We start from the raw sequence: 20976 nt of genomic DNA, 5'->3' as shown, positions 1-20976 counted from the left end.
ACGTCAACCCGCGTTCAGATAGCGGATCGCCTCGTCCCGTCGGAAGAGATAGAGCAACATGCGCAGCGCCCTGCCGCGTTCGCCCTGAAGCTCCGGATCCTTGTTGACGACATAGGCGGCGTCCTTGCGGGCAAGCGCCAGAATGTCGCTATGCGCCTCCAGATGGGCGAAACGGAAGCCGGGCATGCCGGACTGGCGCGTGCCGAGAAGTTCGCCTTCGCCACGCAGTTTCAGATCCTCCTCGGCGATCCGGAACCCGTCATTGCTCTCGCGCAATACGGATAGCCGCGCCCGGCCGGTTTCCGACAGCGGGCCCTTGTAGAGCAGGATGCAGGAGGAGGCCTCATCGCCGCGACCCACGCGACCGCGCAACTGGTGCAGCTGGGCAAGGCCGAAGCGCTCGGCATGCTCGATGACGATGATCGTGGCGTCCGGCACATCGACGCCGACTTCCACCACCGTTGTGGCGACGAGCAGACGGGTCTCGCCGTTCTTGAACGCTTCCATTGCCGCTTCCTTGTCGGCGGACGACATGCGGCCATGCACGAGCCCGACAATCTCCGGCCCGAGCGCCTTTGCCAGGGTTTCCCGCCGCTCTTCCGCCGAAACCAGATCGACGGCCTCCGATTCCTCGACCAAAGGGCAGATCCAGTAGGCTTTCTTTCCTTCGTCAAGCGCCTGCCGCAGGCGGCCAACCACATCGCCGATCCGCTCCGTCGGGATTGTCACGGTCTGGATCGGCTTTCGTCCGGCCGGCTTTTCAGTCAGGTTGGAGACATCCATGTCGCCAAAGGCCGCCAGCACCAACGTGCGCGGAATCGGCGTCGCGGTCATCACCAGCAGATGCGGCGCCATGCCCTTGGCGGTCAGTTTCAGCCGCTGGTGCACGCCGAAACGGTGCTGCTCGTCGACGATCGCAAGCCGCAGGTCATGATAGCTGACATTGTCCTGAAACAATGCGTGGGTGCCGATGATGATCCGCGCCGTGCCATCGGCGATTTCCGCCTCGATCACGCGTCGCTCGGCCGCCTTTGTTTTGCCGGTCAGAAGCTTCACCGCAACGCCCGCCTTCTCGGCAAGCGCGGCAATGCCTTCAAAATGCTGGCGCGCGAGAATCTCGGTCGGGGCCATCAGCACGGCCTGGCCGCCATCCTCCACCACCGCCAGCATGGCCAGAAGTCCGACGACCGTCTTGCCGGAACCGACGTCGCCCTGGAGCATGCGCAACATGCGCGTTTCCTGGGCCATGTCCGCAAGGATCGCCGTGACGGCATCTTCCTGGCCGGAGGTCAGCGCGAAGGGCAGGGCGGCGCGAACCTTGCTGGAAAGCGCGTCCGTCGGGTGCACGGGCCTTCCCCTGGTCCGCCGCATCCGGCTTCTGACGAGGGCAAGCGAAAGCTGGCCGGCCAGGAGTTCGTCATAGGCCAGCCGGCGCCGCGCCGGGGCCTGCGGATCGAGGTCCGCCGCGTCGCGCGGATTGTGAAGCGCAAGAAGCGCCTCCTTCAGCGCCGGAAAGCCCTGACGCCTGACGATCTCGCCGTCAATCCATTCGGGAAAGGTCGGGATCCGCTCGCTGGCACTGTCGATCGCCCGCCGCAGAACTTTGGGCGAGAGCCCTGCGGTCATCGGGTAGACCGGTTCGCATTCCGGCAGGGTATCCGCCTTGTCGGCAGTCATCATGTAATCGGGATGGACCATGGAGGGGCGACCGTTGAACCATTCCGCCCGGCCGCTGACCAGCACCGTCTCGCCGACGGGAAGCGCCTTTTCCAGCCAATCGGCCTTGGCGCGGAAGAAGGTCAGCGTCAGTTCGCCCGTATCGTCATGGATGAACACCCTGTAGGGTGCGCTCGAGCGCGCCGGCGCCGGCTGGTGCCGGTCGACACGGCCTTCGACCGTCACGATCGCGCCCTCGGGCAAATAGGCAATGCCCGGCCTCAGACGACGGTCGATCAGCGAGGTCGGCGTATGGAAGACCAGATCGATGACGCGCGCCTCGTCGTCGCGCCCGGTGAGCCGGGCGAGAAGCTTTTCAAGCTTCGGCCCGATCCCGGAAAGCGAGGAGACGGGCGCGAACAGGGGGTCGAGCAAAGCAGGGCGCATTATTCCCAATTGGACCCAAGGAAGCGCTTTGGCAAGGCTGACAAGCGCGAAACGAGCGGCTATAGAGACCAATCAACAAAGAAGGTTTTTGAAATGACCGGTCTGAAACGTTCGAGCGCCGATCTCGACCCCCGCCGCCGGCGGATCCTGTTTCGCTGCTGGCATCGCGGCATTCGCGAGATGGATCTGGTCCTCGGCCAGTTCGCCGAGGAAAATCTTGCCGACATGGATGACGAGACGCTGGACGCGCTCGAAACGATCATGGCCGAGGAAGACAATGATCTGATCAAATGGATCAACGGCGCCGAGCCGGTGCCAGACCACTTGCGTATGCCGCTCTTCGAACGCATCTGCGCATACAGGCCGGATTTCGACCCGGTCGAGAAAGACATCTGAAGATTTTTGCAACAACATGATAGCCGGATTTAACCCGAAAAAGCTGGATGGCCTCAGCGGCGCCGTCACCATCGCCAATGCCGTGCCGGGAACCGAGCCGCTTGTGCTGGCGGAGATGGCGCGTGCCGGCCAGTCCGTCGCCTATGTGCTGTCCGACGGTCAGCGGATCGCCGATTTCGAACAGATGCTCGGTTTTGCCGCGCCCGACATTCCGGTGCTGACGCTGCCCGCCTGGGACTGCCTGCCCTATGACCGCGTTTCGCCGGGGGCGGACACGTCTGCGCGGCGGCTTTCTGCGCTCTCCGGCCTCATCGCCCATGCCGAAAAGCCGCATCCGGCCATCATCCTCGTCACCGTCAACGCCATGCTGCAGAAGCTCCCGCCGCGCGAGATCATCGCGACGCTCGGTTTTTCCGCCCGCGCCGGCCAGGTGATCGACATGGAGGTGATCGTCCGCCGGCTGACGGATGCCGGCTTCGAACGCGTGCCGACCGTGCGCGCTGTCGGCGAATATGCGGTGCGCGGCGGCATTCTCGATGTCTTTGTGCCGGGAGCCGAAAACGGCCTGCGGCTCGATTTCTTCGGCGACACGCTGGAATCGATCCGCGCCTTTGATGCCGCGACCCAGCGCACCATCGGCTCGGTCAAGGCGTTCACGCTCAACGCCATGAGCGAGGTGACGCTGAACGACGAGAACATCGCCCGCTTCCGCAAGAACTACCTGTCGCTCTTCGGCGCCTCGACGCGTGACGACGCGCTCTACCAGGCGGTTTCGGAAGGCCGTCGCTATGCCGGCATGGAACACTGGCTGCCGCTGTTCTACGAACGTCTGGAAACCATGTTCGACTATCTTTCCGGCTTCCGGATCGTCTTCGACCATACGGCGCGCGAGGCGGCGAATGACAGGGCGGATCTGATCGAGGACTATTACGAGGCCCGCCGCACCAATCTGGGCGCCGCCCATGGCGGGCAGGGCGCGCCCTACAAGCCCGTGCCGCCGGACATGCTTTATCTCGACGAGAGCGCATTTGCCGCCGGGCTCGAAGCGAATGAGGCCGTGCGGCTTTCGCCCTTCAACGAGGCATCCTCGCTCGGCAAGCCGGTGATCGCGCTTGAGGCCCATGCCGGCCCGCGCTGGGCCGTTGCCGCTCAGGCGCGCAGGCAGGAAGACGGCGAGCGGGCGAATGTCTTCGAGGAGGCCGTCCGGCATATCGCCGACACGCGCTCGAAGGGCGGCAAGGTGCTGATCACCGGCTGGTCGGAGGGCTCTCTCGACCGCCTTCTGCAGGTGTTGAAAGAGCACGGGCTTTCGAAGATCAAACCGGTCAAGGCGCTTGCGGACCTTCAAAGCCTCGCCAAGGGCGAGGCGGCGAGCGCGGTCCTCAGTCTTGAGGGCGGTTTCGAGACCGGCGACCTGCATGTGATCGGCGAGCAGGATATTCTCGGTGATCGGCTGATCCGCAAGACCAGAAAGAACAGGAAAGCCAGTGACTTCATCACCGAGGTTTCCGGACTGGATGAAGGATCGCTGGTCGTTCACGCCGAACACGGCATCGGCCGGTTCACGGGACTGCGCACCATCGAGGCGGCCGGCGCGCCGCGCGACTGCCTGGAACTGCATTATGCGGACGACGCCAAGCTGTTCCTGCCGGTGGAGAACATCGAGCTTCTTTCGCGCTACGGCTCCGATGCCGCCGACGTGCCGCTCGACCGGCTTGGCGGCGGCGCCTGGCAGGCGAAGAAGGCGCGGCTGAAGAAGCGGCTTCTCGACATGGCCGACGAGCTGATCGCGATCGCCGCCAAGCGGGCAACGCGCACGGCGCCGCCGCTGGTGGCGGCAGAAGGGCTTTATGACGAATTCGCCGCCCGCTTCCCCTATGAGGAGACCGAGGACCAGTATAACGCCATCGAGGCGGTGCGCGGCGACCTCGGCCTCGGACGGCCGATGGACCGGCTCATCTGCGGCGATGTCGGCTTCGGCAAGACCGAGGTGGCGCTGCGCGCGGCCTTCCTCGCCGCCATGAACGGCGTCCAGGTGGCCGTGGTCGTGCCGACGACGCTGCTGGCGCGCCAGCACTACAAGACCTTTATGGAGCGTTTCCGTGGGCTGCCGATCAAGATCGCCCAGGCTTCGCGTCTCGTCAGCGGCAAGGAACTGGCGCAAACCAAGAAAGATCTCTCCGAGGGCAAGGTCGATGTGGTGGTCGGCACGCATGCGCTGCTGGGCACCTCGATCAAATTCGCCAATCTCGGCCTCCTGATCATCGATGAGGAGCAGCATTTCGGCGTGCGCCACAAGGAGCGGCTGAAGGAGTTGAAGAGCGACGTGCATGTGCTGACGCTTTCGGCGACGCCCATTCCGCGCACGCTTCAGCTTGCCATGACCGGCGTGCGTGAACTGTCGCTCATCACCACGCCGCCGGTCGACCGCATGGCTGTCAGGACCTTCATCTCGCCCTTTGACCCGTTGGTGATCCGCGAGAACCTGATGCGCGAACACTATCGCGGCGGCCAGAGTTTTTACGTCTGCCCCCGCCTCTCCGATCTGGAGGAGGTTCTGGCCTTCCTGCAGGCCGAAGTGCCGGAACTGAAGGTCGCCGTTGCCCACGGGCAGATGGCGGCGGGCCAGCTCGAGGACATCATGAACGCCTTTTATGACGGCAGCTATGATGTGCTGCTGTCGACGACGATCGTCGAATCCGGGCTCGACGTGCCGACGGCCAACACCCTGATCGTCCACCGTGCCGACATGTTCGGCCTCGCCCAGCTTTACCAGTTGCGCGGCCGCGTCGGCCGTTCGAAGATCCGCGCCTTCGCGTTGTTCACGCTGCCGGCGAACAAGCGCATGACGGATACGGCCGAGCGCCGTCTGAAAGTGCTGCAGTCGCTCGACACGCTGGGCGCCGGCTTCCAGCTCGCAAGCCACGATCTCGATATTCGCGGCGCGGGCAATCTTCTGGGCGAGGAACAGTCCGGCCACATCAAGGAGGTCGGCTTCGAGCTTTACCAGCAGATGCTGGAAGAGGCGGTCGCCGAGGCCAAGGGCGACGAGGATGCCGGCGGCAGCGACTGGTCGCCGCAGATCGGGCTCGGAACGTCGGTGATGATCCCGGAAAGCTATGTGCCGGACCTGAACCTCCGCATGGCACTCTATCGCCGTCTTGGCGAATTGACCGATGCCGGCGATATCGACGCCTTCGGCGCGGAATTGATCGACCGGTTCGGGCCGATGCCGGAGGCGGTGCAGTCGCTTCTGAAGGTGGTGTTCATCAAGTCGCTCTGCCGCACGGCCAATGTCGAGAAGCTCGATGCCGGACCGAAGGGCATCGTCGTGACTTTCCGCAACAAGGAATTTCCGAACCCGGCGGGCCTTGTCCAGTTCATCGCCGAACAGAGCGTTTCGGCCAAGATCAGGCCGGACCAGAGCGTGTTCTTCAACCGCGACCTGCCGACGCCCGAAAAGCGCCTCGGTCAGGCCGCGATCATCATGAGCAAGCTTTCGAAGATCGCCGAAGCCGGTTAGGCAGCCCCAGCTTGCTGACAAACCTATCATCACACTCGGCGTCATCCTCGGACTTGATCCGAGGATCCAGGCAGCACGACAAGAGATCACAATAGGTTTTTCTAAATTAAATAACTGGAGTCGCCTGTATGCTCGGATCAAGTCCGAGCATGACTCCCGCAGGTAGGCCTGCGTGCGGTAGCAGCTTGCGCCTTATTGGGTTTGTCAGCAGCCTAGGCGGCCCCGTTTCCGTTGCCGACATCGCCCGACGCCAACTGCTGCAGCGCGTTCTGCAGCACTTCGGCCGGCTGCGCGCCGCTCAGCGCGTATTTCTGGTTGAGGATGAAGAAGGGCACGCCGGAGACGCCCATCTGTTCGGCATTGGCGATCTCGTTGCGCACCATATCGATATCGGCGTCGCTGGCGAGGAGGCGCGCGACCATCTCGCGGTCCATGCCGCACTCGGCGGCGATATCTGCCAGGACCGCATGGTCGCCGAGATTGCGGCCCTCTTCGAAATTCGCCTTGTAGAGCCGGTCGACCACCACATTCTGCATGGCGATGCTCTCCGTATGGGCCCACAGCAGCAGACGATGGGCATCGAGCGTGTTCGGCCGGATCAGGATACGGTCGAAATTGAAGGTGATGCCTTCCTCGCGGCCGAGATTTGTCAGCTGTTCATGCATCTCGTCGCGGCGGATCGGACTGCCGAGTTTTTCGGCGAGCATCGCCTGGTTGTCGACGCCTTCCGGCGGAATGGTCGAATCAAGCTCGAAGGGACGCCACTGCACGACCACTTCGACATCGCCCTCAAGCGCGGAGATGGCGCGGTCGAGGCGCGCCTTGCCGAGATAGCACCACGGGCAGACGACATCGATGACGGCGTCGATGGTTACGGTGTTCATACCGTTCCTTTCCAAAATTAAGAGGCGCTGGTTGGCCGTTTTGCCCGCCGACAGGCTTACCCTTTCCGGTGTCACCCTCGGGCTCGACCCGAGGGTCCAGGCGACGTTCTCCGTGCTGCCTGGATGCTCGGGTCAAGCCCGAGCATGACCCAAGAGGGAACGTCGGCATGCGGGCAGACCTCACTGCGCGTTCTGATCCCACCAGGTGGGAAGCTGATAGCCATAGATAGGTGTTTCAGCCGGCGGCACAATATCGTTCCAGCGCGCCACCCATTGGCCGTTCCGGTGATAGAGCGGCAGCATGTAGTGGCCGTTGACGAGCAACCGGTCAAGAGCACGGACGGAATCGGTGAAATGCCCCGTCGAGCGCGCCTCGAGCATGTCGTTGATCATGCGGTCGACATCGGCGTTGGCCACGCCGGCAAAATTGAACGTGCCCTCGATATCACGCGAGCGCGTCTCCCAGCGCCAGGTCTGCTCGGCGCCCGGTGAGAGCGACGACGTATAGTAGAAGCCCGGTGCGACGAGCACGATCATGTCATAGTCGAAGGTGTTGAGCCGCTTCTGATACTGTGCATCATCGACGGTGCGGATCGTCATCGCCACGCCGATGAGGTTCAGCGAATGCTGATAGGCGAGCGCCAGTTTCTCCTGGGCCGAATTGGTGGTCATCACCTCGAAGGAAAGCTGGTTGCCGTCCGGCCCGATCATCTTGCCGCCGTCGATCTTGTAGCCGGCTTCGGCCAGAAGACGCACGGCAGCGCCCAGAACCTTGCGGTCGGAGCCGGAACCGTCGGTGACCGGCATGGCGTAGTCGCCGGCGAGGATCTTCGGATCGATCACGTCGATCGCGTCCTCGAGCAATTCGCGCTCGGTTTCGGTCGCGGGGTTTCCATAGGCGCCGAGCGCGGAATTCTGCCAGTAGCTTTCGGTGCGCTGATAGGCGTTGTCGAAGAGCGTGCGGTTGACCCACTGGAAATCGAACACGTTCGACAGCGCCTCGCGGACCCGCGCATCCTCGAATTTCGGCCTGCGCGTGTTGAAGACGAAGCCCATCATGCCCGTCGGCGTCTCGGGCGAAAACGTATCCTTGATCACCCGGCCGTCACTGGCGGCGGGAAAATCATAGGCTCGGGCCCAGTGGCTCGGGTCGTCGTCGGGATAGATATCGACCGCGCCCTTCTTGAAGGCCTCGAACAGGGTCGAACTCTGCAGGTAGTAGTCGACGGTGATCTTGTCGTAATTGGCAAAACCGACCATCGAGGGCAGGTCCTTGGCCCAGTAGTCATCGCGGCGGGTGTACACGATCTGCTGGCCGGGTTCCACCGTGTCGATGGCGTAAGGGCCGGAGCCGAGCGGCATGGCCATCGTATCCGTGTCGAAGGTTTCCGGATCAAGCGCGTGCGCGGGGAACACCGGCATCAGCGCGAAGATCAAGGGCGTTTCCCTGTTGGCCTTGTCGTTGAAGGTGAAGCGCACGCCGCGCTCGCCGACCTTTTCCATCTTGTCGACCAGATCGAGACGGCGGTTATAGGGCGGGCGGCCCTTCTCCTTCAGAAGGTTGAAGGTGAATATCACATCGTCGGGCGTCACCGGCTCACCGTCCGCCCATTTGGCGCGCGGATCCATGTTGAACTGGATGTAGCGGCGTTCCGCGTCCCATTCCGCCGTTTCCGCGAGAAGGCCGTAAAGCGTGAAGGGCTCGTCGCGCGAGCGCTTCATCAACGGCTCGTAGACGAGATGGCCGAACTCTTCCTCCCAGAGACCGCGAGCGGATGACCGCATGCCCTTCAGCACGAAGGGATTGAGCGCATCGAAGGAGCCAACCACGCCATAGGTGATCTCGCCGCCCTTCTTGACATCCGGATTGACGTAACTGAAATGCTGATAGTCCGGCGGCAGGGCCGGGTCGCCATGCATGGCGATGCCGTAGAGCGGATCGGCGACGGCCGCACCCGCCCAGGCCACGGTAAAGAGGAGAGGAACAATGATGCGCATCGATTCGTCCTGTCTTGATCCCTAGATGACAAAGACTAGCATGGCTGCAGCGGCTTGCGAAATACGTGCGGGATTTTGCGGTTTCGCGGCAATTTAGACGTTTTCGGGGGTAGAACAGGAACGAATGTGACGATATCAGGGGAAACACTGGCGGTTGAGGCCCGAATGAGGGATGGTCTGCCGCATTTCGGTAACATTAGGCATGCAGGTTCCAGCACCATTGACCTCATGCAGACGAACCAGGAGAGATATTTCATGCTTTCACGCGCCAGATTTATGAAGCATGTCGCGGTTTGCGCTTTCACCATTGCCGGCATCTCCGCCGGCGGCGCATCGGCCCAGGACCAGCAGGCGGCCCAGCAGGGCCAGGGACTGCCTACCCAGGGCTGGTTCAAGACCTGTAACGACAACGGCCAAGCCAATGTCTGCATCGTCCAGAACTATGCCCGCGCCGAGAACGGCCAGGTTCTGACAGCCGTTGGCCTGATCACGCCGCAGGGTGGCAACGGCCAGCCGATGCTGCAGATCACCGTGCCGACCTTCCGTGTCATTCCGGCCGGCGTGACCATGCAGATCGACAATTCGAGCCCGCAGCGCGTCGATTATGCGCTGTGCACCAACGAACAGTGCATCGCCCAGGCGCCGCTGACCGACACACTGGTCAACGCCATGAAGCGCGGCGGCAAGGTCACCTTCACCTCGGTGAATGTCCGCCAGCAGCCGAACCCGGTCGACGTTACGCTCAGCGGCTTTACGGCCGCCTTTGACGGCGATCCGATCAGCCAGCCCGACCTCGTCGAAAGCCAGCGCAATCTTGATGAGTCGATCAAGAAGATGGCCGTCGACCGCCGCAAGAAGATCGAGGAAGCCCAGCAGAGCGCCACCGGCGGCAACTGATCAGGCAGATCCGTACAATAAGAAAGGCCCGGTCGCTCCATGGCGGCCGGGCCTTTTCAATTTTGCGGTCGGCGCCTTGGCCGCGTTGCGTCAGTGGGAGACTGCGTAACGCGGGGCAAGCTGTCCGTTGTCCGTCACGGTGAAAATCTCGCCGATCTGAGGGTTGCGCAGCGGTTCGCCGCTCAGATCATGTTCGAGATTGCCTTCCGAGACATAGGCCACATAGCCCTTCTCGTCGTTTTCCGCGACGAGGTGATAGAAGGGCTGGTCCTTGTCCGGGCGGATTTCCGGCGGAATGGAATTGTACCATTCGTCGGTGCGGGAGAATTCCGCGTCCACATCGAATATCACGCCCCGAAAGGGAAGCGTACGATGACGGACGATGTCGCCGATATTGTATTTCGCTTCACGTATCTTCATGAGCATTTCCTTTCAAATATTATATGGAAACGCACCACGGAGAGTGCAAGAGGCGCATCGGTTTTGTCGGTTTTGCCGCAAAAGCTTCTGAAAACAAAAAGAAAACCGGCCGCCCGAGGGCGACCGGTCTCTTGCTGTCTGAAAGACGGCTCGGGCTGGGATCAGACCGAGTAGTACATGTCGAATTCGACCGGGTGCGGCGACATTTCGAAACGCAGCACTTCTTCCATCTTCAGGTCGATATAGGCGTCGATCTGGTCGTCGTCGAACACGCCGCCGGCGGTCAGGAAGGCGCGGTCGGCATCCAGACTCTCGAGCGCTTCGCGCAGCGAACCGGAAACCGTCGGGATTTCCTTCAGCTCTTCCTTGGGCAGGTCGTAGAGGTCCTTGTCCATGGCGTCGCCGGGGTGCAGCTTGTTCTTGATGCCGTCGAGACCGGCCATCATCAGGGCGGCGAAGGCGAGGTAGGGGTTGGCGCCCGGATCGGGGAAGCGAACCTCGACGCGCTTTGCCTTCGGCGAGGAGCCGAACGGAATACGGCAGGAGGCCGAGCGGTTGCGTGCCGAATAAGCGAGCAGCACCGGAGCCTCGAAGCCCGGGACCAGACGCTTGTAGGAGTTGGTCAGCGGGTTGGTGAAGGCGTTGATGGCCTTGGCATGCTTGATGATGCCGCCGATGTAATAGAGGCAGGTTTCCGACAGACCGGCATATTCGTCACCGGCGAAGGTCGGCTTGCCGTCCTTCCAGATCGACTGGTGAACGTGCATGCCCGAGCCGTTGTCGCCATAGACCGGCTTCGGCATGAAGGTCGCGGTCTTGCCATAGGCGTGGGCAACCTGGTGGACGCCGTATTTGTAGATCTGGGTCTTGTCGGCCATGCGGGTCAGCGTGTCGAAGACCATGCAGAGCTCGTGCTGGGCGGACGCCACTTCGTGGTGATGCTTTTCAACGGTGATGCCCATTTCGGCGAGAACCGTCAGCATTTCCGAGCGCATGTCCTGGACGCTGTCGACCGGCGGGACCGGGAAGTAGCCGCCCTTGGTGCGCGGACGGTGGCCCATATTGCCGGTTTCGTATTCGGTGTAGGCATTCGACGGCAGTTCGGTGCTGTCGAGCTGGAAACCGGTGTTGTAGGGTTCGGCGGAGAAACGAACGTCGTCAAAGACGAAGAATTCGGGCTCGGGACCGAAGAAGGTCGTGTCGCCGATACCGGTCGATTTCAGATAGGCCTCGGCCTTCTTCGCCGTGCCGCGCGGGTCGCGGTTATAGGCTTCGCCGGAAAGCGGCTCCAGAACGTCGCAGAAAACAGCCATGGTGGACTGTGCGAAGAAGGGGTCCATGTGCGCCGTTTCGGTGTCGGGCATCAGGACCATGTCGGACTCGTTGATGGCCTTCCAGCCGGCGATCGACGATCCGTCGAACATGATGCCGTCGGCGAACATGTCTTCATCGACAGCCGAAACGTCCATCGTCACGTGCTGCAGCTTGCCCTTGGGATCGGTAAAGCGCAGATCGACGAACTTGACGTCGTTGTCTTTGATTTGTTTCATAATTTCAGCAGCTGTCGTCATTTAACGTTTTCCTTGCATAAGAAGATGACGATAGGGAATCCCCGTCTTTCCGGACGGAAAGAGGAGGGATGGATCAGATGGCGTCAACGCCGGTTTCGCCGGTGCGGATACGCACGACGCCTTCGACATTGGAAACGAAGATTTTTCCATCGCCGATGCGCCCGGTCTGCGCGGCATTGCGGATGGCATCGATGACGGCATCCACATTGTCGTCTGCCAGCACGACCTCGACTTTGACTTTGGGAAGAAAGTCGACGACGTACTCGGCGCCACGGTATAGTTCCGTGTGACCCTTCTGGCGCCCGAAGCCTTTCGCTTCCGTGACAGTGATGCCCTGCAAGCCGACTTCCTGAAGGGCTTCCTTCACTTCGTCGAGCTTGAAAGGCTTGATGATCGCTTCGATCTTTTTCATGAGAAAATTGCTCTCCGCTTCTCCCGTTGAAGCAGGCGTCAGCCCGCTCGGAACTTCAGATGCACATTGCATGCCAGTTTGATCATATTGTCCCGTAATCACACCAAAATGGAAGGGTGTTTTTACAGAAGCCACGGCTTTGCTGATGTGCCACCGAAATCAGGCTCGCCAAAAGGCGGGCTTGCGTCAAGAGCGGGGCATTTCCGTTGCAAGACACGGCCAATGCCTGGCGATTCAGCAGACATTCGTGTTTAAATAATAGGCAATTGATTATTGTATGAACATTATAAACGCAGCGCTTGCACTCGCGCCGCAATTGCCGTTCTACTCGTCGGCGCACTAGGGAGGTCCAAGACATGCTTCTCCTGACACCGGAAGAGATGGGCCGCGCCGACCGTCTTGCGGCCGAAAGCGGGATCGACAGCTACGGCCTGATGATCAGGGCCGGCCACGCGGTTTCCGCCGCCTTCCTGCGTCTTTATCCGGCGGCCTTGAGGGCCGATGTCCTCTGCGGTCCGGGCAATAATGGCGGCGACGGCTATATCGCCGCCGAGGCGCTGAAACAGGCAGGCGTTGAAGTCGCGCTTTTCCATCTGGGCGATCCGGAAAACCTGAAGGGCGACGCCCGACGCGCCTTTCAGGCCTGCAGCATAGACGGCAAGCCGGTGGAAGATTACCGGCCGGCCGCCGGCGCTGTGATCATCGACGCCCTGTTCGGGGCCGGACTGCAGCGGCCCCTGTCCGATGCGCTCTGCATGCTGATCAGTCAGGTGAACGAAGCGGCAGAACCCGTGATCGCCGTCGACCTGCCTTCCGGGATCAGCGGACTGACCGGCAAGGTTCAGGGCGCAGCCTTCTCTGCAGCCCACACAGTCACCTTCATGCGGGCAAAGCCGGGTCACTTCCTTCTGCCGGGGCGAGAGCATTGCGGTAGGCTGGACGTCTTCGATATCGGCATTCCGCAGCGCATTCTTGAAGAGGCGGGCGGGGGGCACCATCTCAACGGGCCGGATCTGTTTGCGAGCGCGCTGCCCGCGCTGACGGCCTCATCGCACAAGTTCAGGCGCGGCCATCTCGGCGTCTTCAGCGGCGGGCCATCGGCTTCAGGCGCAGCGCGGCTTTCCGCGACGGCGGGGCTCAGGACCGGGGCGGGACTGGTGACGCTTGCCGTGCCGCCGAACGCGGCGATGGTGGTCGCGAACCAGGTGACCGCGGTGATGCTGAAAGCGGTTCCAGACGTTGCCGCGCTTGACGAATGGCTTGAGGACAAGCGCCTTTCAGCCTTTGTCCTCGGGCCGGGTTTCGGCGTCGGGGAAAAGGCGCGGGCCTTCGTCTCGGCCTTGGCTTCCCGGCCGCTGGTGCTGGACGCCGACGGGATCTCATCCTTCGCCGACGAGCCGGACGCCTTGTTCGCGCTGTTATCGGGCGCCGATCCGCATTGCGTGCTGACGCCGCATGAAGGCGAGTTCGCGCGGCTCTTTCCAGACATCGCCGCCGACGACAACATCGGCAAGCCGGAAAAGGCCCGCCGCGCTGCCGAACGCGCCAATGCGATCGTGCTCTACAAGGGCGCCGATACCGTGATCGCAGCCCCGGACGGCCGCATCGCCATCAACGCAAACGCGCCGCCCTGGCTGGCAACGGCGGGTTCGGGCGACGTTCTGGCGGGGATTATCGGCGGCCTTCTGGCCCAGGGCACGCCGGCCTTCGAGGCGGCTTGCGCCGGCGCCTGGCTGCATGGCCAGGCGGCCAAACGGGCCGGCGAGGGGCTGACGGCGGAGGATCTGCCGAACCACCTGCCGCCCTTGAGCGGGGTCAGCTGAATTTCTGCTGCAGCGCCATGGCGCCGGCAGGGGCGCGGACCTTGCCATTGGTGATGAAGAAGGCGAAGACGTCGCGGGGCGTCTTTTCGGACTTTGTCTCATCAAGCAGCGGCAAGTCGTCCGGCGCGCCGCCCTCGGCCCATGTCTTCAGGCGCCCGGCCCAGCGGTCCATCTGGTCGTCGGGATAGCAATGCGGATTATCATCCGCGCCCTTCTGCAGGCGGCAATAGATAAAGTCGCCGGTGACATCGGCGATCATCGGATATTCGGGATGATCCGCACAGACGATGGTGGCGCCATAGCGGCGCACCAGCTCGACGAATTCCGGCACGACAAATGACGGATGCCGAACCTCGATTGCGTGGGAAAGCTGAATGCCGTCATGGGTTTGCGGCAGAAGTTTCAGAAAATCCTCAAAGTCGTCCGGCTCGAATTTCTTCGTCGGCATGAACTGCCAGAGGATCGGTCCAAGTCTGTCACCCAGCTCGGTGATGCCCTGATTGAGGAATTTCTCGATTGAGCCTTCGGCTTCGGCCAGCTTCTTGCGGTTGGTGCAATAGCGGCTCGCCTTCAGCGAAAAGATGAAACCTTCCGGCACGCTTGCCGCCCATTTGGCGAAGGTGGCGGGTTTTTGCGAGGAATAATAGGTGCCGTTGACCTCGATGACTCGCAGCTTCTCCGAAGCATATTCCAGCTGCCTGGTTTTCGGCAGCTTGTCCGGATAGAAGCTTTCGTTCCACGGATCGAAGGTCCAGCCGCCGATGCCCGCGCGAATTTTTCCTGATTTGGACATCGCGTCCCCCCTGGTTATCGATCAGTCCTCAATCGGCATTGCCATGTCGACGATCGTGAATTGCGGACGCTTCGGATTGGGTCTGCGCCCCGTCTCGGTGAAGCCGAAGCGCTCGTAAAGCGCTATATTGCGCGTCATCAACGCATTGGTATAGAGCCTGATTTCGCCGACATTCTCCGCTCGCGCACGGCCTCTGAGCCACTCAAGCATCGCTCGCCCATATCCCTCACCCTGGTGGGCGGGCGCCACGATGATACTGAACAGCATGAGGTGGTCGGCATGCTTCTCGACCACGCAAAGCCCCAACGGCTCGGCGGCGGCGCCGAACAGAAAGACTTCGCCGCGCGCAATGCGCGGCCTGTAGTCCTCCGTAACCGGAACCGGCGGATAGCCGAGCACAGGTAGATAAACTTCATAGGCTTCTTTTGTCAGCTGCTCGACTGACCTCAGATCCGAAAGCGCAGCCAGCCGTGGCGTCATCATTCCGCCGCTTCCGTTTTCTTCTGTGGCCGCCGCTCCAGCAGCTCCTGCATATAAATGCCGGTATAGGAACGCTTCTCTTTCACGATGTCCTCCGGCGTACCAGTCGCGACGATCTCGCCGCCGCCGTCGCCGCCCTCGGGGCCGATATCGATCACCCAGTCGGCGGTCTTGATCACTTCGAGATTGTGCTCGATGACCACGACCGAATTGCCCTGTTCGACCAGCTTGTGGAGCACGTCGAGCAGCTTGGCGACGTCATGGAAGTGCAGGCCCGTGGTCGGCTCGTCGAGAATATAGAGCGTCTTGCCGGTGGAGCGGCGCGACAGTTCCTTGGCCAGCTTGACGCGCTGGGCCTCGCCGCCCGACAGCGTGTTGGCCTGCTGGCCCACCTTGATATAGCCAAGCCCGACGTCCTGCAGCGTCTGCAGCTTGTCGCGCACCGAGGGGACGGCTGAGAAGAACTCGACGCCTTCCTCGACCGTCAGCTCCAGAATGTCGGCGATCGACTTGCCCTTGAACTGCACCTCCAGCGTCTCGCGATTGTAGCGCTGGCCATGGCAGACGTCGCAGGTGACGTAGACATCCGGCAGGAAGTGCATCTCGATCTTGATCAGCCCGTCGCCCTGGCAGGCCTCGCAGCGCCCGCCCTTGACGTTGAAGGAGAAGCGGCCGGGCTGATAGCCGCGGGCCTTCGCCTCCGGCAGGGCGGAAAACCATTCGCGGATGGGCGTGAAGGCGCCAATATAGGTCGCCGGGTTGGAGCGCGGCGTGCGGCCGATCGGCGACTGGTCGATGTCGATCACCTTGTCGACGAATTCCAGCCCCTCGATCCGGTCATGCGGCGCCGGGTTTTCGCGCGCGCCCATTATGCGCCGCGCCGCCGCCTTGTAGAGCGTCTCGATCAGGAAGGTGGACTTGCCGCCACCGGAAACACCGGTCACGGCGGTGAACATGCCGAGCGGGATCTCGGCGGTGATGTTCTTCAGATTATTGCCGCGCGCGCCGACGACCTTCAGCGCCTTGCCCTTTTTCTGCTTGCGCCGTTCGGCGGGCACGGCAACGGCCTGAACGCCGCTCAGATATTGCCCGGTCAGCGATTTCGGATTGGCCATGATGGCAGCCGGCGGTCCCTCGGCAATGATCTCACCGCCGTGAATGCCGGCGGCGGGGCCGATATCGAGCACATAGTCGGCAGCCAGGATCGCGTCCTCGTCATGCTCGACCACGATCACCGTGTTGCCGATATCGCGCAGATGCTTGAGCGTGTCGAGAAGCCGGGTGTTGTCGCGCTGGTGAAGGCCGATGGAGGGCTCGTCCAGCACGTAAAGCACGCCGGTGAGCCCCGAGCCGATCTGCGAGGCAAGTCGGATGCGCTGGCTCTCGCCGCCCGACAGCGTGCCGGAATTGCGCGACAAGGTCAGATATTCGAGGCCGACATCGTTCAGGAAGCGCAGCCGCTCGTTGATTTCCTTCAGGATGCGAACGGCAATATCGTTCTGCTTTTGCGAAAAACGCTCGGGCAGGCTGTCGAACCAGTCGCGCGCGCCCCTGATCGACATTTGGCTGACATGGCCGATATGACGGCCATCGATCTTGACGGCGAGCGCCTCGGGCTTCAGCCGGTATCCCTCGCAGGCCGGGCAGGGGGCGGCCGACATGTAGCGCTCGATCTCCTCGCGCGCCCAGGCGGAATCCGTCTCCTTCCAGCGGCGCTCGAGGTTCGGCATGATGCCTTCGAACGTTTTTGTTGTCTTGTAGGAGCGGGCGCCGTCGGCGTAATGGAACTCGATTTTCTCGTCCGTACCGTTGAGGATCGCATCCGTCGCGGACTTTGGCAGCTTGTCCCAGCGCTCGCTCATCTTGAATCCGAAATGCCTGCCGAGCGCCTCCAGCGTCTGCTTGTAATAGGGCGAGGAGGATTTTGCCCAGGGCGCGATCGCGCCATCGGAGAGCTTCTTGGTGCGGTCGGGAACGACCAGTCCTTCATCGATCTTCTGCTGGAAGCCGAGGCCGTCACAGGTCGGGCAGGCGCCGACGGGGTTGTTGAAGGAAAAAAGCCGTGGCTCGATCTCTGAAATCGTGAACCCCGAAACCGGGCAGGCGAATTTTTCCGAAAAAACAAGCCGTTCATGGGTTTCGTTGAGAGACTTGTTCTTCGCGCCACCGGCCGCCGTGTCCCCCTCGGGCAGCGGCTTGTCGGCGAATTCGGCGATGGCCAACCCGTCTGCAATCTCCAGGCAGGTCTCCAGACTGTCGGCAAGCCGGGTCGCAAGATCGGAACGCACGGCGACGCGATCGACCACGACATCGATGTCATGCTTGTACTTCTTGTCGAGCTTCGGCGCCTCTGCGATCTCGTAGAATTCGCCGTCGATCTTGACGCGCTGAAAACCCTTCTTCTGCAGTTCCGCCAATTCCTTCCGGAACTCGCCCTTGCGGCCGCGCACGAGCGGCGCGAGCAGATAGAGCCTGGTGCGCTCCTCCAGGTCCAGAATGCGGTCGACCATCTGGGTGACTGTCTGGCTTTCGATCGGCAGCCCCGTTGCCGGCGAATAGGGGACGCCGGTGCGGGCGAACAGAAGGCGCATATAGTCGTAGATCTCGGTGACCGTGCCGACGGTCGAGCGCGGGTTTTTCGATGTGGTCTTCTGCTCGATGGAAATTGCCGGCGACAGGCCGTCGATCCGGTCGACATCGGGTTTTTCCATCATCTCCAGGAACTGGCGCGCATAGGCCGACAGGCTTTCCACATAGCGGCGCTGGCCTTCCGCATAGATCGTGTCGAAGGCGAGCGACGACTTGCCCGAGCCCGAAAGCCCGGTCATCACGATCAGCGAATTGCGCGGAAGATCGACGTCTATGCCCTTCAGATTGTGCTGGCGCGCGCCGCGAATGGAGATATTTTTGAGTTCGCTCATAGGTTTCGGCTTCTCGGCAAAGGAAATTCGGGTTCTTATGTAGTTCGCAAGGACGGCCTGTCGAGGCTTTGCTTCAATACGTCGCCGGAAATGAATCGGTTGACGGGATCATACCAGCGCATTAGAACAAATAAAGAACATTTTTATTGTGGATTTCACGCCTGCCATTGGTCGCCATGCGGCAGATCGTTTATGCTGGCGCGAAATTCTTCAAGAGGGCCGCGATCGCGGCCAAACAGGTGGTTTCATGGCAGGTAGTGTAAACAAGGTAATCCTCGTCGGCAATCTCGGAGCGGATCCGGAGATCCGGCGCACCCAGGACGGCCGGCCGATCGCCAATCTCAGGGTCGCAACCTCGGAAACCTGGCGCGACCGCAATTCCGGCGAGCGCAAGGAGCGCACGGAGTGGCACCGCGTCGTCATCTTCAATGAGGGCCTGTGCAAGGTTGCCGAGCAATATCTGCGCAAAGGCGCCAAGATCTATATCGAGGGCCAGCTGCAGACGCGCAAATGGACCGATCAGGGCGGCCAGGATCGCTATTCGACCGAAGTCGTGCTGCAGGGCTTCAACTCGACGCTGACCATGCTCGACGGTCGCGGCGAGGGCGGCGGCCAGGGTGGCGGCGGCGGCTTTGGCGGCAGTCAGGGCGGCGGTTATGACGATTACGGCTCCCAGCCGGCCTCCGGCGGCGGCGGTCGCAGCAGCGGTGGCGGCGGCGGTTTCTCGCAGGATCTCGACGACGACATTCCGTTTTGATCCTGTATAGGCTCTGCCGCTTGGCTGAGTAAACATTCACGTTCGCCAGCAAAGCGCTGTTGCTCGTTCACCGAATTATCCACTCGGCCATTCTCATGGTGAGAGAGGAAGGAAGACATGAAACTGATCCGTTAGCGATGATCGCAAAAGCCCTTGAACCGGTGCGTCGAACGTGCGGTCGCACCGTGTGTTTTTTGCGTCCGTTCCTCGGGAACGGCGTTGTTTTTCTATGGATCAAACATGTCAGATTTTGTTTCTCCGGTCACCGACAGGGGTGAGCGTTCCGGATTTTTGCTGAGCGGCGGCTTTCGCCTGTCCTTCAAAGTTGAGGGGCAGGGGCATCCGATTCTAGTCATCGGCAGCGCAGCCTATTACGCGCGCTGTTTTCCGGCTTTCCTTCGCCAGCGCTGCCGTTTTCACTTTATCGACCATTGCGGGTTTGCCGCTCGGATAGATGCGAGCGACGACAGAGACTTCAGTCTCGATCGCGTCGTTGAGGATATCGAGCGGATGCGGCGTGATCTTGCCCTCGACCGTTTTTGTATTCTCGGGCATTCGGGGCACGGGTATATGGCGCTCGCCTATGCAGCCCGTTTTCCGCAACATGTGACGCATGTGGTGATGGTCGGCACGGCGCCGAGCCAGTCGGCAGCGATGCTGGAGGCGGCCGAGGCGCGTTTCGAGGCTGAAGCGGACGCTGGCCGCAAGGCAGTTCTTCAGCGCGATCTGGCTGCTCTTGCCGATGATATCGCAGTAGAGCCCGATGCCCGGTTCCGGCATCTTCTGCTGCGTCTTGCGGCGCGGAGCTGGTTTGATCCAAGCTATGATGCCAGGCCGTTGTGGAAGGACGTTCCGGTCAATGATCCGGTTTTCGACCATCTTTGGGGCGAGGTCTTCCGTGATATCGATATAAGGGCGCTCGCTGAAAAGCTCGATGTCCCGGTGATGATCGCGCTCGGTGCGCATGACTATCTGATTGGACCGCCCAGAACCTGGCAGGCCTATCTTCCCGCCTTCGCCAAAGTCAGGCTGGAGACGTTTGCGAAAAGCGGCCACACGCCTCCGCTTGAGGAGCCTGAAGCTTTCGCTGAAGCCTTGCTATCGTTCATGGAGCAATAGACGGCGCCGGCAAGCCCGTTCCGCCGCGCCGATCAGGCTCAAGAGGCAGGCGCCAGATGAAAAGCTGTCTGCATGCCGTCGATAACGAATTGCACGGCCAGCGCCGTCAGCATCATGCCCAGAATGCGGGTCAGGATATTGCGGCCGGTTTCGCCCAGGAACCGGTCGATCAGGCCGGCCATCAGCATCGCCACAAGAACGACCAGCGAGGCGACCATGATGACGCCGACCAGCGCCAGCTTGTCGAGCCATGTCTCCATCTTCGAGCCAAGCAGGATCGTCGCCGAAATGGCGCCAGGGCCGGCAATCAGTGGCATGGCCAGCGGGAAAGCGGCAAGATGCGCGATATTGTCCTTGGTGATGGCTGTTTCGGTGGTCTTCTCCTTGCGTTCCTGACGCTTTTCGAAAATCATCTCGCAACCGATCCAGAACAGCAGGATGCCGCCGGCGATGCGGAAGGCGCTCATCGATATGCCGAGCGCACCGAGGATCCGATCGCCCAGAAGCGCGAAGGCGACGAGGAGGCAGAAGGAGATCAGCGCGCCGCGCATGGCGACCATACGGCGCTCGCTCTGCGTCATGCCCACGGTCAGCGCAAGGAAGATCGGCACCATGCCGGGCGGATCCATCGTCACCATCAATGTGGTGAAGCCGCTCATGAGCGTGCCCATGTCTGCCATTGAAATGTCCCGGTCCTGTTGATCCCAAAACGCGACGCGGTCCGCCTACCGCCGATTCTCCGGCGAAAACCCAGAGTGGTATCCGGTGCGCTTGTGACACCCTGCCACAACTCCGCCGTCAAATCCGAATTAAATCTGACAAGAGCCGTTTCTGTCCACTGCGCAAAGCCCTGCCAAATTGGCGTTCGCCGCGGGATTC

Annotated in this window: 16 protein-coding genes; 6 read left to right on the top strand and 10 right to left on the bottom strand. The window is 61.8% G+C overall.

Annotation, left to right across the window (positions count from 1 at the left end; genetic code table 11):
- Positions 1–3: 3 nt before the first annotated feature.
- Positions 4–2103: an ATP-dependent DNA helicase RecG gene (gene recG / locus FF124_RS13715; protein ID WP_138749057.1), complete on the bottom strand. Its 2100-nt coding sequence runs from the start codon at positions 2101–2103 to the stop codon at positions 4–6.
- Between the two features lie 93 nt (positions 2104–2196).
- Between recG and FF124_RS13710 the strand changes: the two genes are divergently transcribed.
- Positions 2197–2499: an FAD assembly factor SdhE gene (locus FF124_RS13710; RefSeq protein ID WP_138749056.1), complete on the top strand. Its 303-nt coding sequence runs from the start codon at positions 2197–2199 to the stop codon at positions 2497–2499.
- 16 nt (positions 2500–2515) lie between these two features.
- A complete protein-coding gene (mfd, locus tag FF124_RS13705) occupies positions 2516–6022 on the top strand; it encodes a transcription-repair coupling factor (protein WP_138749055.1) in 3507 nt (1168 codons plus the stop codon).
- Between the two features lie 212 nt (positions 6023–6234).
- On the opposite strand, the gene FF124_RS13700 is transcribed toward mfd, so the two are convergent.
- Positions 6235–6906, bottom strand: coding sequence for a DsbA family oxidoreductase (locus FF124_RS13700; RefSeq protein ID WP_138749054.1), 672 nt, complete (start codon positions 6904–6906; stop codon positions 6235–6237).
- 180 nt (positions 6907–7086) lie between these two features.
- Positions 7087–8904, bottom strand: coding sequence for an extracellular solute-binding protein (locus FF124_RS13695; protein WP_138749053.1), 1818 nt, complete (start codon positions 8902–8904; stop codon positions 7087–7089).
- Positions 8905–9159: 255 nt separating this feature from the next.
- Here FF124_RS13695 and FF124_RS13690 point away from each other — a divergent pair, with 255 nt between their 5' ends.
- Entirely contained in the window at positions 9160–9801 is a 642-nt protein-coding gene (locus tag FF124_RS13690; protein ID WP_138749052.1) for an invasion associated locus B family protein, read from the top strand.
- A gap of 90 nt (positions 9802–9891) precedes the next feature.
- Here the strand turns inward: FF124_RS13690 and hspQ are convergent, their stop codons facing one another.
- The 3 genes from hspQ to FF124_RS13675 form a co-directional block, all read right to left on the bottom strand.
- Positions 9892–10221, bottom strand: a complete 330-nt coding sequence (gene hspQ, locus FF124_RS13685) for a heat shock protein HspQ (protein WP_138749051.1) — start codon at positions 10219–10221, stop codon at positions 9892–9894.
- A gap of 161 nt (positions 10222–10382) precedes the next feature.
- Positions 10383–11792: a type I glutamate--ammonia ligase gene (glnA, locus tag FF124_RS13680; RefSeq protein WP_138749050.1), complete on the bottom strand. Its 1410-nt coding sequence runs from the start codon at positions 11790–11792 to the stop codon at positions 10383–10385.
- Positions 11793–11865: 73 nt separating this feature from the next.
- Positions 11866–12204, bottom strand: coding sequence for a P-II family nitrogen regulator (locus FF124_RS13675; RefSeq protein ID WP_024707846.1), 339 nt, complete (start codon positions 12202–12204; stop codon positions 11866–11868).
- A gap of 356 nt (positions 12205–12560) precedes the next feature.
- On the opposite strand from FF124_RS13675, the gene FF124_RS13670 reads away from it, so the two are divergent.
- A complete protein-coding gene (locus FF124_RS13670) occupies positions 12561–14027 on the top strand; it encodes an NAD(P)H-hydrate dehydratase (protein WP_138749049.1) in 1467 nt (488 codons plus the stop codon).
- Here FF124_RS13670 and FF124_RS13665 read toward each other — a convergent pair.
- From FF124_RS13665 to uvrA, 3 genes are read right to left on the bottom strand one after another with little or no spacing between them, the layout of a single operon-like run.
- Positions 14020–14820 (bottom strand): DUF72 domain-containing protein, encoded by an 801-nt coding sequence (locus FF124_RS13665; RefSeq protein WP_138749048.1) that lies wholly within the window; start codon positions 14818–14820, stop codon positions 14020–14022. The two genes, FF124_RS13670 and FF124_RS13665, sit on opposite strands and share 8 nt — an antisense overlap.
- 21 nt (positions 14821–14841) lie before the next feature.
- On the bottom strand, positions 14842–15300 hold the full coding sequence (locus tag FF124_RS13660; protein ID WP_138749216.1) for a GNAT family N-acetyltransferase: 459 nt from the start codon (positions 15298–15300) through the stop codon (positions 14842–14844).
- The gene (gene uvrA / locus FF124_RS13655; protein WP_138749047.1) at positions 15300–18221 is read right to left on the bottom strand and encodes an excinuclease ABC subunit UvrA; all 2922 of its coding nucleotides are present in this window, start codon (positions 18219–18221) and stop codon (positions 15300–15302) included. The genes FF124_RS13660 and uvrA overlap by 1 nt, the downstream gene beginning before the upstream one ends.
- Positions 18222–18468: 247 nt before the next feature.
- Here uvrA and FF124_RS13650 point away from each other — a divergent pair, with 247 nt between their 5' ends.
- Together FF124_RS13650 and FF124_RS13645 are read left to right on the top strand one after the other, a co-directional pair.
- Positions 18469–18978, top strand: coding sequence for a single-stranded DNA-binding protein (locus FF124_RS13650; RefSeq protein ID WP_138749046.1), 510 nt, complete (start codon positions 18469–18471; stop codon positions 18976–18978).
- Positions 18979–19197: 219 nt separating this feature from the next.
- Positions 19198–20097: an alpha/beta fold hydrolase gene (locus FF124_RS13645; RefSeq protein ID WP_138749045.1), complete on the top strand. Its 900-nt coding sequence runs from the start codon at positions 19198–19200 to the stop codon at positions 20095–20097.
- A gap of 38 nt (positions 20098–20135) precedes the next feature.
- Here the strand turns inward: FF124_RS13645 and FF124_RS13640 are convergent, their stop codons facing one another.
- Positions 20136–20777: a MarC family protein gene (locus tag FF124_RS13640; protein ID WP_138749044.1), complete on the bottom strand. Its 642-nt coding sequence runs from the start codon at positions 20775–20777 to the stop codon at positions 20136–20138.
- Between the last annotated feature and the right edge of the window lie 199 nt (positions 20778–20976).

Origin of the sequence: Martelella lutilitoris, from assembly GCF_005924265.1 — a bacterium.
GTDB lineage: Bacteria > Pseudomonadota > Alphaproteobacteria > Rhizobiales > Rhizobiaceae > Martelella > Martelella lutilitoris.
This window is presented reverse-complemented; position numbering and strand designations above follow the sequence as displayed.

Excerpts from the sequence above, each read along its gene's own strand:
- FF124_RS13700 (WP_138749054.1), bottom strand. The coding sequence starts at position 6,906 with ATGAACACCGTAACCATCGACGCCGTCATCGATGTCGTCTGCCCGTGG.
- FF124_RS13660 (WP_138749216.1), bottom strand. The coding sequence starts at position 15,300 with ATGACGCCACGGCTGGCTGCGCTTTCGGATCTGAGGTCAGTCGAGCAG.
- FF124_RS13710 (WP_138749056.1), top strand. The coding sequence starts at position 2,197 with ATGACCGGTCTGAAACGTTCGAGCGCCGATCTCGACCCCCGCCGCCGG.
- uvrA (WP_138749047.1), bottom strand. The coding sequence starts at position 18,221 with ATGAGCGAACTCAAAAATATCTCCATTCGCGGCGCGCGCCAGCACAAT.
- FF124_RS13640 (WP_138749044.1), bottom strand. The coding sequence starts at position 20,777 with ATGGCAGACATGGGCACGCTCATGAGCGGCTTCACCACATTGATGGTG.
- FF124_RS13675 (WP_024707846.1), bottom strand. The coding sequence starts at position 12,204 with ATGAAAAAGATCGAAGCGATCATCAAGCCTTTCAAGCTCGACGAAGTG.
- FF124_RS13665 (WP_138749048.1), bottom strand. The coding sequence starts at position 14,820 with ATGTCCAAATCAGGAAAAATTCGCGCGGGCATCGGCGGCTGGACCTTC.
- FF124_RS13690 (WP_138749052.1), top strand. The coding sequence starts at position 9,160 with ATGCTTTCACGCGCCAGATTTATGAAGCATGTCGCGGTTTGCGCTTTC.
- FF124_RS13670 (WP_138749049.1), top strand. The coding sequence starts at position 12,561 with ATGCTTCTCCTGACACCGGAAGAGATGGGCCGCGCCGACCGTCTTGCG.
- FF124_RS13650 (WP_138749046.1), top strand. The coding sequence starts at position 18,469 with ATGGCAGGTAGTGTAAACAAGGTAATCCTCGTCGGCAATCTCGGAGCG.
- recG (WP_138749057.1), bottom strand. The coding sequence starts at position 2,103 with ATGCGCCCTGCTTTGCTCGACCCCCTGTTCGCGCCCGTCTCCTCGCTT.
- hspQ (WP_138749051.1), bottom strand. The coding sequence starts at position 10,221 with ATGAAGATACGTGAAGCGAAATACAATATCGGCGACATCGTCCGTCAT.
- mfd (WP_138749055.1), top strand. The coding sequence starts at position 2,516 with ATGATAGCCGGATTTAACCCGAAAAAGCTGGATGGCCTCAGCGGCGCC.
- FF124_RS13695 (WP_138749053.1), bottom strand. The coding sequence starts at position 8,904 with ATGCGCATCATTGTTCCTCTCCTCTTTACCGTGGCCTGGGCGGGTGCG.
- glnA (WP_138749050.1), bottom strand. The coding sequence starts at position 11,792 with ATGACGACAGCTGCTGAAATTATGAAACAAATCAAAGACAACGACGTC.